Raw genomic sequence first — 12,028 nt, forward strand, 5'->3', positions numbered from 1 at the left:
GGCCCTCTTGAAAGGCTGTTATCACAAGCCGGGGAAACGGGTGCAAGCGGTTTGCGGGAGGCGTGGCCCCGCCCCGGACCCGGCTCCGGGGCCGTTTGGCAAGGGTCGGGGAGGCGGCCGCGGGCCGCTGCGCCCCGCGTCGGGCCGGCGGGGCCTGTGGGGCGCGCGGTCCCTGCGCGGGGGCCGGGACGGGGTGGGCGTCAGATCAGCGTCGCGATGATCGCCCGCAATGTCTCGATACCGTCGCCCTTTTCGGACGAGGTGACCACGATCTCGGGGAAGGCCGCCGGATGCGCCGAGAGCCGCTTGCGCACCTGCGCCATCACCTTGTCGCGTTCTGCCGCCTTGACCTTGTCGGCCTTGGTCAGCACCGCCTGAAAGGTCACCGCGCTCTTGTCGAGCAGGGTCAGGATCTCTTCATCGACCTTTTTCACCCCGTGCCGCGCGTCGATCAGCACGAAGGCCCGGCGCAGCGATTGCCGCCCCGACAGATATTGCTTGAGCAGGCGCTGCCATTTCTCGACCACCGCCAGCGGCGCATTGGCATAGCCATAGCCGGGCAGGTCGACGAGGTAATGACTCTCGGCCAGGGTAAAGAAGTTGATTTCCTGCGTCCGACCCGGGGTGTTCGACGCCCGGGCAATGCCCTTGCGCCCGGTTAGGGCATTGATCAGAGACGATTTTCCCACGTTCGACCGGCCGGCGAAACAAACCTCGATCCGGTCGTCGGGCGGCAGGCCGGACATGGCCACCACGCCCTTGAGGAAATCTTTCTCGCCGGCAAAGAGCTTGCGGCCCGCCTCGCGGGCAAACGCGTCGGGCTCTTCAGCTATGGGGAAGGGCAGTTGCATCATGCGCGTCCGATCTCGTCACCTACGGCGATCTCGCCGCTTTTCACCACTTCGGCCATCACGCTGAAATCGCGATGCCCCCAGGCCTCGAGCGTGCCCAGAATATCCGCGTCCCGGGCCCCGGTCTCGGGGTTGGCATGGGTCATAAGACAGCGCCCGGTGCGCTCGCGCGGGATCACCACGGCGCTGCCGATCCGGACCTCGCGGTCGATCCAGTCGAATTCCTCCCAGGGCGCCAAGCCGTCAAACCAGAGGTTTCCGCGCCAGCGATGGATCGACAGTTCCCGGCCCAGCTTCTGCGACACTGCCCGGTGCGACGAGTGGTTGCAGAGTGTCACCGAGGCGAAATCGCTGTCGGTCATCGCCCGCGCCTCGGCCCGTACCACCCGGTCCGACGCGGCCCGGCCCTCGGGCATCAGCGGCCGCGTCCAGTCGATCAGCCGCGCGCCTTCGTCATCGGGGCGAAATCTCAACTGGCCCAGCTCGGGGTGGGCCAGCGTCACCCGGGCGTCGGCTTCGTCGAGCGCGGCGGTCATTGCCTGCAAGCCGGGCACCTTGGCGCCGCGGGTGAAATTGCGGCAGGGCACCCAATCCGAGCCATCGGCATCCGAGGCTTCGTGCGCCACTGCCCAATGCCGGTCCCAGGGCAGGGATTGGCCTTCGGTCAAAGTGACGCGAGCCACGGCCTCCCGGCCGTGGCTCTTGATCGGATACCGCAGGATATCGGTGATCCTGCCGGTCATTTCTTGGCGGCTTCCGCGGCCTTCTTCTTGTTGCGGCCGGTGATATTGCCGAACAGGTCCGGCTTGTACCCATGGCTGCGCATGATCAGATACTGCTGGATGAAGGTGATCGTGTTGTTGGCGATCCAGTAGACCACGAGTCCGCTGGCAAAACTGCCCAGCATGAACATGAAGACCCAGGGCATCCAGGCAAAGATCATCTGCTGCGTCGGATCGGTGGGCGCCGGGTTCAGCTTTTGTTGCAGCCACATCGAGACGCCCAGAAGCAGCGGCAGGATACCGATGAAGATCAGCGCGAGGATGGTGCCCGGCTCGGGCGCGGCCCAGGGCAGCAGGCCCCAGAGGTTGTAGAGCGACGACGGGTCGGGCGCCGACAGGTCGTCGATCCAGCCGATCCAGGGCGCGTGGCGCAGCTCGAGCGTGACGAAGATCACCTTGTAGAGCGAGAAGAAGATCGGGATCTGCAACAGCAGCGGCAGACAGCCCGAGGCCGGATTGACCTTTTCCTTCTTGTAAAGGCCCATCATCTCCTGCTGGAGCTTTTGGCGGTCGTCGCCGGCGCGCTCCTTGATCTTCTCCATCTCCGGCTGAAGCTCGCGCATCTTGGCCATCGAGGCATAGGATTTGTAGGCCAGCGGAAAGAGCACGGCCTTGATGATCAGGGTGAGCGCGATGATCGCCCAGCCCATGTTGCCGATCAGCTGGTTGAGCCAGTGCAACAGGGCAAAGATCGGCTTGGTCAGGAAGAAGAACCAGCCCCAGTCGATCGAGTCGATAAAGCCCTCGACGCCCTCGGCCTCGTATTCGCGGATGGTTTCCCATTCCTTGGCGCCGGCAAAGAGCTGGGTGGTGACCTCGGCGCTGGCGCCGGGCGCCAGGCTCTGGGTCGGCAGGACGGCCTCGGTCTGGTAGATGTTGCGGCGCGGGTCGTATTTCGCGGCGGCGCGAAACGCCTCGCCGGGCGCGGGCACCAAGGTCGCCATCCAGTAATGGTCGGTAAAGCCGATCCAGCCGTTCTCGGTGACCTGCATGACCTCGGCCGGCACACCTTCGCGGGCATCGACGTCGAAATCGGTCATGTCGTCATAGTCGATCTCGGCCAGCTCGCCATCGGCCATGGCGACAACGCCCTCGTGCAGGACAAAGAAGTTCTTCAGGTCCGCCGGCTCGCCGTGCCGCGCCAGAATGCCGTAGGGGGCCAGCGAAACGGTGCCTTCGGTGGTGTTTTCCACGCTCTGGGTGATGGTGAACATATAGTCCGCATCCACCGCGATCTGGCGGGTAAACCGCAGGCCGGCGTCATTGTCCCAGGTCAGGGTGACCGGGGTGTCCTGAGTCAGGGTCGCATCGCCGGCGATCTGCCATTCGGTGTTGGGGCCGGGCACATCCTCGATGGCGAGCCCCTGGCCGGGAGCCCAGCCGTGCAGTGCATAATAGGCGCCGGCGGTGCCCACCGGCCGCAGCAAAGAGACGATCGGCGCATCGGGCTCGGTGGATTCGCGGTAGTCCTTGAGCGCCAGGGTGTCGATCCGCCCGCCTTGGGTCGAGATGCTGCCCGACAGGCGCGGGGTCTCGATCGCGATGCGCGGCGCGTCGGCGGGGCCGGCGGCGGTCTCTTCGGTCGCCGGCGTGCCGCCGGGGGTGTCAGCCACGCCGGGGGTGGCGGCGACATCGCCGGGGGCCGCCGTTTCCTCGGTCACCGCCGGGGCCGGCTCGATCGCCTCCGGCTCTGGCGGTGGGAACAGCACGAACCAGATCAGGATCACGACGAAGCTGAGCGCAGTTGCGAGGATGAGGTTCTTGTTCTGATCGTCCATAGGGGACCGCCACCTGTCACTAGGGTATCGTGCCGGGTTCAACCCTTGCGCGGCCCAAAGGTCAAGGGCAGAGTGGCACATTCCCTTGCGGTGCGGCCATTCGGGGCACCCCCGAAGGGACGGCGGGCGCCGGGCGGGAGGCGTGTCAAAGGCCTTTGACGGCCGGTTCAGGGGCTCTTGCGCCGGGCCGGTCCGCGCAGGGGGGTGATCTCGGGCGGCGGGGCGATCCGCGCATTGTGATCGGTGATCCAGGCCGCCAGGTTCTCGGCCGGCATCGGCACGGCGATGCCGAAGCCCTGCACATGACCGCAGCCCATCTGCGACAGCAGGGCGTTCTCGCCCAGCGTCTCGACGCCTTCGGCCAGGGTGTCGAGGCCCAGTTTCTCGGCCATAGACAGGATCATCGTCACCATCCGCCGCTGCTCGGGGTCGGTGTCACATCTGACAATGAAGGAGCGGTCGATCTTGAGCCGGTCGATGGCGAATCGCCGCAGGCTGGTGATCGAGGCATGGCCGGTGCCGAAATCGTCGAGGTCGATGGCGCAGCCCAGGGCCGCCAGATCGGCGATATTGCGCGCGACGATGTCATCCGGGGTGCCGGCCACCACATGTTCGAGGATCTCGATCGTCAGCCGGTCGGGGGCCAGGTTGAAACGGTCGATCTCCCAGCGCAGGCGCTGGCCGAGCTTGGGGTTGCGCAGCTCGGTCTCGGTAAAGTTCACCCCCACTTGCGGAATGTCGAAGCCGTCGCGATCAAGATCGCGCAGCGTGGAGAGGGCATGAAACAGGATCACCTCGCCCAGCCGCTCCATCAGGCCGGCGGCCTCGAGCGCGGGCAGGAAATCGGCCGGCGGGATCAGCCCGCGCGCCGGGTGGCGCCAGCGGGCCAGCGCCTCGATACCGGAAATCCGGCCGGTCTCGGTACTGATCTGCGGCTGATACCAGGCGCAGATCTGGCCGTCGTCCAACGCCCGCGCCACCTCGTCCCGCAGTGCCACGCGCTGAATGCGGTTGCGCTGAAGGTCGGGGGAAAAGGCGCGGATCGCGCCGGGCCCGTGGCGCCGGGCCTCATCCAGCGCGGCCACCGTGGCCTCGATCAGCCCGGCGCCGCTCTGGTCCGGCGCGCGGGCGGCGAGGCAGAAGCCGAGGCAGGCCGAGATATAGACCGGCGCGCGGTCGATCCTGACAGGCTCTTCGAGTTCGGCCTGCAAGCGTGCCGCCATCTGAACCGCGGTTTCGATGTCGATCCGCCGCAGCGGCGACAGCACGACGCCGATCCGCCAGTCGCCCAGCCGTACGAAGCTGTCGGAACCGCGCATCGCCGTGCGCAGCCGCGCCGCCAGCGTATCGGCCACCCGGTCGCAGGCCTCGCCGCCGAATCGCTCGGTCAGTTCGGCGCTGTCATCGACCTCGATCATGAAACAGACGGTGGTGTGGCCGGTGCTGCGGCAGTCGGCCAGAAGCGCCTCGAGCCTTTCGGCAAACCCCTCCTTGAGGCGCAGCCCGGTAACCGGATCGGTGCGCGCGGCGGGCCGCCCGGCGCGGCCGATCAGCACCGCCAGCCAGACCAGGGGCACGCCGATCGCCAGAAGGGCCAGAACCGGTTCGCCGCCAAGCCAGAACCCGCCCAGGGCCAGCGCCGGAAACATCGCCGGCAACAGCGGGCTGGCCGTCACATCATTCAGAACGCGCTGCGTGGCGCGCGCCATTCGCGGCTTGGAAACCGACATGGGCAATCCGTCCGAGCTTGTCTTGTCCGAGCTTCAGACTTAGCCGCGAGGGTTCACTCATGCGTTAACGCAAGTCAGGAACATTCCCGGAACTTGTTTCGAATTGTTCCGAATTTCGCATCAACCCGGTAAAATCGAACAACCCCGAATCAAGCAGATGCGAGGGCCGCGCGTTCATCAGCGCGCGAAACATCACCTGCCGCCGGCCCGGGCTGTTGCGTTCCCATCCGTCGAGGATCTGCTTGACCTGCTGGCGCTGCAACCCGTCCTGCGAGCCGCAGAGGTCGCAGGGAATGATGGGATAATTCAACGCCTTGGCAAATTTCTCGCAATCGGCCTCGGCAACAAAGGACAGCGGACGATAGACAAAGAGATCGCCCTCTTCGTTGACCAGCTTCGGCGGCATGGTCGCCAGGCGGCCGCCGTGAAACAAGTTCATGAAGAAGGTTTCGAGGATGTCGTCGCGATGATGGCCGAGCACCACGGCAGAACAGCCCTCTTCCCGCGCGATCCGGTAAAGATTGCCGCGCCGAAGCCGCGAGCAGAGCGCGCAATAGGTCCGCCCGGCCGGCACCTTGTCCTTTACGATGGAATAGGTGTCCTGATATTCGATCCGATGCGGAACCCCCATCTTTTCAAGGAATTCCGGCAGCACGGTCGCCGGGAAATTCGGCTGGCCCTGATCGAGGTTGCAGGCCAGAAGCTCGACCGGAAGAAGCCCGCGCCACTTCAGCTCGTGCAGCACCGCCAGCAGGGTATAACTGTCCTTGCCGCCGGAGAGGCAGACCAGCCATTTTGCGCCGCGCTCGACCATGCCGAATTGCTCGACCGCTTCGCGGGTCTGGCGCACGATTCGCTTGCGCAGCTTCTTGAACTCCGTCGAAGACGGGGCATCGGCAAAGAGCGGGTGAATGTCATCGGTGTTGTCGAACATGGGGCGGGTTTAGGCCTGCTGTCGCGGCGTGGCAAGCACCATGCTCAGGCCTTGAGCCTGGTGCCCCTGCGCAACATGTTCCAGGCCACCGCGGCCACCGCCACAACCGAAACCAGCGAGATCACCAGCCCCAGCGCCGGGGCGCTGTCCGACACGCCGATCATGCCGAACCGCACGCCGTCGATCAGATAGAACATCGGATTGAAGCGGGTGATCTCGTGCAGCACCGGCGGCAGCGCCTCGACCGAGTAGAAGGTGCCCGACAGAAAGGCCAGCGGGGTGACGATGAAATTGGTGATCGCCGCCATCTGGTCGAACTTCTGCGCATAGATCCCGGCGATGATCCCGAGGCCCGACAGGAAGGCTGCGCCCAGCACCCCGAAACACAAGGCCCAGAGCGGATGCGCCACGCCCAGCCCGAGCACCAGCCAGAGCCCGGCGGCGATCACTAGCGCCACCACCATGCCGCGCGCCACGCCGCCGGCGAAATAGCCCAGCACCAGTTCCATCGGCGACAGCGGTGGCATCAGCGTATCGACGATATTGCCCTGCACCTTGGAAATCATGATCGAGGAGGAGGTATTGGCAAAGGCGTTCTGGATCACCGTCATCATCAGGATCCCCGGCGCGATGAAATGGGTAAAGGGCACGCCCATCACATCGCCGCGCCGGGGGCCGATGGCGATCGAGAAAATCAGCAGGAACAGCCCCGCCGTCACCAGCGGCGCCAGAAGCGTCTGGGTCCAGACCGCCAGAAAGCGCTGGATCTCGCGCTGGCAGAGCGTCGCCAGCCCCAGCCAGTTCACCCGGCCAAAGCGGCGCATGCCCATCTCGGGGGTGGTTCCGGCCTGCATCGTCTCGCTCATGGCTGCCTCCTGCTTGCGATTCGCGGCCTTGTAACTCAGCCACCAGTGATTAAAATAGGCGCCACACAGAAATTCCCAGAGCGGCCCGCTGTCGAGGCCGCTTTTTCTCGTAAGGATGATCCATGGCCTGGACCGATGAACGCGTCGAATTGCTCAAGAAAATGTGGGGCGAAGGGCAGTCCGCAAGCCAGATCGCCAAGGAGCTGGGCGGCGTGACGCGCAATGCGGTGATAGGCAAGGTGCATCGCCTCGGCCTGTCCAACCGCGCCGGCGCCGGCACGGGCGCCGCGGCCAAGCCCGAGCCCGCCAAGGCACCGAAACCCGAAGCCAAGCCCAAGCCCGCCCCCAAGGCCGACACCCGGCCCAAGGCCGAACCGGTCCCCGCCACCGAAGAGCCCGCGGTGGCCAAGTCCGCGACCCCGGCGCGCCGTCAGATCATTCCGGCCGGCCAGCCGCTGCCGCCGCAGCCCTCGGCCAACGAGATCAGCCCCGAGGCGCTTGCCAAGGTCAGCGAGATCGAGAAGAAGGCCAAGCGGCTGTCGCTGATGGAGTTGACCGAACGCACCTGCAAATGGCCGGTGGGCGATCCCGCGACCGAGGATTTCTGGTTCTGCGGCCTGCCGGTGCAGCAGGGCAAACCCTATTGCGAGGCGCATGTCGGCGTGGCCTTTCAGCCGATGTCCTCGCGCCGCGACCGTCGGCGCTAGCGCGTGACTGCCCCGGGTGAGGTTGCAGGACGGCGCCGGGCGTTTGGCCCTTCGCGTCCCGGACCTGATCCGGGACCTCCCGGCCCGAAGCCCCGCATCCGGCCTGCCGGCGCCGCGCGCCCGATCCCGTCGCAGGGGCCCCGGATCAGGTCCGGGGCGTGCGCCGCCCCGATCCCGGCACCGGCTCTGCCCAACATCGGCTGGACCTCCGCGCCGGCAGGCAATAGCCTGACGGCCGACTTCTGCTCAGGACAGGAAAGACCGCGATCATGAGCGATCCGCAGCAGCCCGCCTATCAGGTTCTGGCCCGCAAGTACCGGCCCGAGACCTTTGCCGATCTGGTCGGGCAGGGCGCCATGGTGCGCACCCTCAAGAACGCCTTCGAGACCGGCCGCATCGCCCAAGCCTTCATGATGACCGGCATCCGCGGCACCGGCAAGACGACGACGGCGCGGATCATTGCCAAGGGAATGAACTGCATCGGCCCCGACGGCCAGGGCGCGCCCACCACCGAGCCCTGCGGCCAGTGCGAACACTGCCTGGCGATTTCCGAGGGCCGGCACGTCGATGTGCTGGAAATGGACGCCGCCTCGAACACCGGCGTCGATGACATCCGTTCCACGGTGATCGACTCGGTGGCCTATGCGCCCTCGGCCGCGCGCTACAAGGTCTACATCATCGACGAAGTGCACATGCTGTCGAAATCGGCCTTCAACGCATTGCTGAAGACGCTCGAGGAACCGCCCGCGCATGTAAAGTTCATCTTTGCCACCACCGAGATCCGCAAGGTGCCGGTGACGGTGCTGTCGCGCTGCCAGCGCTTCGACCTGCGCCGGATCGAGCCCGAGGACATGATCGGCCTGCTGCGCCGCATCGCCACCGCCGAGACCGCCGAGATCGCCGAGGATGCGCTGGCGCTGATCACCCGCGCCGCCGAAGGCTCGGCACGCGACGCCACCTCGCTGCTCGACCAGGCGATCAGCCACGGGGCAGGCGAGACAACCGCCGAACAGGTGCGCGCCATGCTGGGCTTGGCCGACCGCGGCCGGGTGATGGATCTCTTCGATCTGGTGATGAAAGGCGACGCCGCCGGCGCGCTGGCCGAGCTCTCGGCGCAATATGCCGATGGCGCCGATCCGATGGCGGTGCTGCGCGACCTGGCCGAGGTGACCCATTGGATCTCGGTGGTCAAGATCACGCCGGATGCCGCCGAAGACCCGACCATCGCCCCCGACGAACGCGCCCGTGGCCAGCAGATGGCGGCCGACCTGCCGATGCGCGCGCTCAGCCGCATGTGGCAGATGTTGCTCAAGGCGATCGAGGAGGTGGCGCTGGCGCCCAATGCGATGATGGCGGCCGAGATGGCGCTGATTCGGCTGACCCATGTCGCCGACCTGCCCAGCCCCGAGGAACTGGTGCGCAAGCTGGGCGAGGCCCCGGTTTCCCCCCCGCCCTCGGGCGGGGGCGGCGTGCCGACAGCCGGCAACGCCCGGACCGGTGCGCAGGGCCAGGCCATGCCCCGCGCCACCCATCCCGGCCCGTCCGGCCCCTCGGCCGCCGGCGGCAGCGCCGTCGTGGCCCTGGCCGCCGACCAGGCACTGGCGCGCTATCCGAGCTTCGAACATGTGATCGAGCTGATCCGCTCCAACCGCGACGTCAAGCTGCTGGTCGAGGTCGAGGCCGGCGTGCGCCTTGCCGCCTATCAGCCCGGCCGGATCGAATTCACCCCGGCCGAGGGCGCCGCCCCCGACCTCGCCCAGCGTCTCGGCACCGCGCTGCAACGCTGGACCGGCAATCGCTGGGCGGTGACCCTGGTCAATGGCGCCAAGACGCCCACCATCGTCGAGACCCGCGACGCCGACCGCCTGGCACTCGAGGCCAAGGCCGGCGAACACCCGCTGGTGCAGGCCGCGCTAGCCACCTTTCCCAAGGCCCGGATCACCGCGATCCACACCGCCCAGGCGGCCGAGGCCGAAGCCCAGGCCGAGGCCTTGCAGGAGGTCGAGGACGAATGGGATCCCTTCGAGGAAGACTGACCCCCGCCGCCGGGGACCGATCCTGGAATTCTTTTGTTTGAAACTACGGCGGGGGAGGCCGCAGGCCGGGGGCAGAGCCCCCAGCTCTGTCGCAAACCCCCGGACGCCGCGGCCCGGCCCCTTGTCGCCGCCGGTCGCGCCCCGTATCTAACCCCCAAGCACACAGATGAGGAGCTCCCGATGTTCAAAGGTCTTGGCAATCTCGGCGACATGGCCGGGATGATGAAGAAGGCGCAGCAGATGCAGACCCGCATGGCCGAACTGCAAGACAACCTGCATTCGATGACGGTCACCGGCGAAAGCGGCGCAGGTCTGGTCAAGGCCACGGCCTCGGCCAAGGGCGAACTCAAGGGGCTCGACATCGATCCGTCGATCTTCAACGGCGATGACAAGGAAGTGGTCGAAGACCTGATCCTCGCCGCCATCAAGGACGCCCAGCAGCGCGCCACCCAGAAGGCCGAGGACGAGATGTCCAAGCTGACCGAGGAAATGGGCCTGCCCAAAGACATGAAACTGCCGTTCTGAGGCGATGACGGGCCGGGGCGTCATTCTGGGGCTGGCGGCGGCGCCGCTGCTGGGCGGCGGCGCGGCGCAAGCGCAGGACTGGGCCGATCACGCGCTCTGTAGCCCGGTCGAACCAGCGCTGCATGCCGGGGCGTTCGCGCCGGCCGATCTGGCCGGGCTCCGGGCGGCCGCGGCGGCGATCCCGCATGGCACCGGGCGGTTCTGGCGGGTGGTGGCCCCCTCGGGCGCGGTGTCGCATCTCTGGGGCACGATGCATTCCGCCGATCCCAGCATCCTCGCGCTGCCCGACCTGGTCGAGCAGCGCATTGCCGAGGCCCGGATCGTGGCCCTCGAGATCGATCCGGTCCTGCCCTCGCGCGCCGCCTTTGACGCCCGGCGGGTCAGGCGCGATTGGTACCGTCAGGACCGGCTCGACGGGCCGCCGGCGGGGCTGCATCCCGCGGTGCTGGACTGGATCCGTCAGCGCACCGAAGGGCTGGGCTGGGGGCGTGGCGCGCCCGAACGGCTGACCCCCGGCGCTCTGGCCGAGGTGCTCCTCTCCGATCCCTGCGATGATTTTTCCGCCGGCGTGCTGCCGGTTCAGGACGGCCGTATCCAGATGCTGGGGCTGATCGGCGGCGCCACGATCGCCCCGCTGGAGCCGCGGGAGCGCATCCGCCAGTACCTCGACAGCCCCGGCAACGCGGAATTCGCGGTGGATTTCCTCAATGTCTACGGCGCCTATCTCGACCCCGGCACCAGCCGCGCAGAACGGGCCACCCGCATGGCGCTGTATCTCGCCGGCGAACTCGGCTTGATGCTGGCCTGGGACAAGGCCGTCGTGAGTGCGGTTCTGGAGGATGGTGGCGCCACCCTCGCGCGGGTCAACCGCGTGTTGCTCGACGCCCGCAATCAGGCCTTCATCGATACCGCGCGCGCCGACCTGGCCGAGGGCGGGGTGTTTCTGGCGGTCGGCAGCTTTCACCTGCCGGGGCAGGCCGGGCTGATCGCGCGGCTGCGGCGCCAGGGGTTCACCGTCACCCGCATTCCGCTGCCCGGCGAGGCCGCCCCATGACCGCCACCCGCGACATCGATGCGCTGATCGAGCTGATGGCCAAGCTGCCCGGTCTCGGCCCGCGTTCGGCGCGCCGCGCGGTGCTGCACCTGATCCGCAAGCGCGGCCTGTTGATGACGCCGCTGGCCGACCTGATGAGCGAGGTTGCCGCCTCGGCCCGGGAATGCCTGAACTGCGGCAATATCGGCACCACCGACATCTGCGACATCTGCGAAAGCGAGAAACGCGGCAACGGCATGATCTGCGTGGTCGAGGACGTGGCCGATCTCTGGGCGATGGAGCGCTCGGGCGTCTTCCGCGGCCGCTACCACGTGCTGGGTGGTACGCTCTCGGCGCTTGATGGCGTCGGCCCCGAGGACCTCTCGATCCCGCGGCTGGTGGACCGGATCTCGGCCGAAAGCGTCACCGAGGTGATCCTTGCGCTCAATGCCACCATCGACGGCCAGACCACCGCGCATTACATCGCCGACCAGCTCGAGGGCCGGGTGACGCTGACCTCGCTCGCCCAGGGCGTGCCGATCGGCGGCGAACTCGATTACCTCGACGACGGCACCATCACCGCCGCGCTGAACGCCCGCAAGAGCCTGTAACCCGGCCCGGGGCCGCGCCGAGGCCGCATGCCGAACCCCGCTGGCGCTTGCGTTGTGGGCGCGAGGTCCCGGGGCAGGCCCGGGACGCGCGGGCAAGGCCACGCCCCCCGCTTCGCGCAATGCCCGCAAGAGCCTGTCACCCGCCCCGGCCGCCGCGCCAGGGCCGCTTGCCGAA

At 67.5% G+C, this 12,028-nt stretch carries 11 protein-coding genes; 5 read left to right on the forward strand and 6 right to left on the reverse strand.

All coding sequences use genetic code 11. From position 1 onward, the window contains the following. Window positions 1-200: 200 nt before the first annotated feature. From yihA to PVW49_RS06005, 6 genes are all read right to left on the reverse strand, one after another. The gene (gene yihA, locus PVW49_RS05980; RefSeq protein ID WP_048533657.1) at window positions 201-851 is read right to left on the reverse strand and encodes a ribosome biogenesis GTP-binding protein YihA/YsxC; all 651 of its coding nucleotides are present in this window, start codon (window positions 849-851) and stop codon (window positions 201-203) included. Continuing rightward, window positions 851-1,594, reverse strand: coding sequence for an MOSC domain-containing protein (locus tag PVW49_RS05985; protein WP_074834249.1), 744 nt, complete (start codon window positions 1,592-1,594; stop codon window positions 851-853). Before PVW49_RS05985 ends, yihA begins: the two co-directional genes overlap by 1 nt. Further along, window positions 1,591-3,411 (reverse strand): membrane protein insertase YidC, encoded by a 1,821-nt coding sequence (gene yidC / locus PVW49_RS05990; RefSeq protein ID WP_274590117.1) that lies wholly within the window; start codon window positions 3,409-3,411, stop codon window positions 1,591-1,593. The genes PVW49_RS05985 and yidC overlap by 4 nt, the downstream gene beginning before the upstream one ends. A 167-nt stretch (window positions 3,412-3,578) precedes the next feature. After that, the gene (locus tag PVW49_RS05995) at window positions 3,579-5,141 is read right to left on the reverse strand and encodes a putative bifunctional diguanylate cyclase/phosphodiesterase (protein ID WP_074834252.1); all 1,563 of its coding nucleotides are present in this window, start codon (window positions 5,139-5,141) and stop codon (window positions 3,579-3,581) included. A gap of 64 nt (window positions 5,142-5,205) precedes the next feature. Further along, a complete protein-coding gene (gene ttcA, locus PVW49_RS06000; RefSeq protein ID WP_274590118.1) occupies window positions 5,206-6,075 on the reverse strand; it encodes a tRNA 2-thiocytidine(32) synthetase TtcA in 870 nt (289 codons plus the stop codon). Window positions 6,076-6,119: 44 nt separating this feature from the next. Beyond that, complete coding sequence (locus PVW49_RS06005; RefSeq protein WP_048529667.1) at window positions 6,120-6,941, reverse strand: ABC transporter permease; 822 nt, start codon at window positions 6,939-6,941, stop codon at window positions 6,120-6,122. Window positions 6,942-7,063: 122 nt separating this feature from the next. Here PVW49_RS06005 and PVW49_RS06010 point away from each other — a divergent pair, with 122 nt between their 5' ends. From PVW49_RS06010 to recR, 5 genes are all read left to right on the forward strand, one after another. Then, window positions 7,064-7,648 carry a GcrA family cell cycle regulator gene (locus PVW49_RS06010; protein WP_048529669.1) on the forward strand — a complete coding sequence of 195 codons (585 nt, stop codon included), beginning with the start codon at window positions 7,064-7,066 and terminating at the stop codon, window positions 7,646-7,648. A gap of 269 nt (window positions 7,649-7,917) precedes the next feature. Then, complete coding sequence (locus tag PVW49_RS06015; RefSeq protein WP_274590119.1) at window positions 7,918-9,684, forward strand: DNA polymerase III subunit gamma/tau; 1,767 nt, start codon at window positions 7,918-7,920, stop codon at window positions 9,682-9,684. A 180-nt stretch (window positions 9,685-9,864) separates the two neighbouring features. Then, entirely contained in the window at window positions 9,865-10,209 is a 345-nt protein-coding gene (locus PVW49_RS06020) for a YbaB/EbfC family nucleoid-associated protein (protein ID WP_048529670.1), read from the forward strand. Window positions 10,210-10,213: 4 nt separating this feature from the next. Then, a complete protein-coding gene (locus PVW49_RS06025) occupies window positions 10,214-11,263 on the forward strand; it encodes a TraB/GumN family protein (RefSeq protein WP_274590120.1) in 1,050 nt (349 codons plus the stop codon). Then, window positions 11,260-11,853, forward strand: coding sequence for a recombination mediator RecR (gene recR, locus PVW49_RS06030; protein ID WP_048529673.1), 594 nt, complete (start codon window positions 11,260-11,262; stop codon window positions 11,851-11,853). Before PVW49_RS06025 ends, recR begins: the two co-directional genes overlap by 4 nt. Window positions 11,854-12,028: the final 175 nt, after the last annotated feature.

This window comes from Marinovum sp. PR37 (genome assembly GCF_028807375.1).
GTDB classification, from domain to species: Bacteria; Pseudomonadota; Alphaproteobacteria; order Rhodobacterales; family Rhodobacteraceae; genus Marinovum; species Marinovum algicola.

Bases quoted from the DNA above. Each gene is read 5' to 3' on its own strand.
- yihA (WP_048533657.1), bottom strand. From the start codon at position 851: ATGCAACTGCCCTTCCCCATAGCTGAAGAGCCCGACGCGTTTGCCCGC.
- PVW49_RS05985 (WP_074834249.1), bottom strand. From the start codon at position 1,594: ATGACCGGCAGGATCACCGATATCCTGCGGTATCCGATCAAGAGCCAC.
- yidC (WP_274590117.1), bottom strand. From the start codon at position 3,411: ATGGACGATCAGAACAAGAACCTCATCCTCGCAACTGCGCTCAGCTTC.
- PVW49_RS05995 (WP_074834252.1), bottom strand. From the start codon at position 5,141: ATGTCGGTTTCCAAGCCGCGAATGGCGCGCGCCACGCAGCGCGTTCTG.
- ttcA (WP_274590118.1), bottom strand. From the start codon at position 6,075: ATGTTCGACAACACCGATGACATTCACCCGCTCTTTGCCGATGCCCCG.
- PVW49_RS06005 (WP_048529667.1), bottom strand. From the start codon at position 6,941: ATGAGCGAGACGATGCAGGCCGGAACCACCCCCGAGATGGGCATGCGC.
- PVW49_RS06010 (WP_048529669.1), top strand. From the start codon at position 7,064: ATGGCCTGGACCGATGAACGCGTCGAATTGCTCAAGAAAATGTGGGGC.
- PVW49_RS06015 (WP_274590119.1), top strand. From the start codon at position 7,918: ATGAGCGATCCGCAGCAGCCCGCCTATCAGGTTCTGGCCCGCAAGTAC.
- PVW49_RS06020 (WP_048529670.1), top strand. From the start codon at position 9,865: ATGTTCAAAGGTCTTGGCAATCTCGGCGACATGGCCGGGATGATGAAG.
- PVW49_RS06025 (WP_274590120.1), top strand. From the start codon at position 10,214: ATGACGGGCCGGGGCGTCATTCTGGGGCTGGCGGCGGCGCCGCTGCTG.
- recR (WP_048529673.1), top strand. From the start codon at position 11,260: ATGACCGCCACCCGCGACATCGATGCGCTGATCGAGCTGATGGCCAAG.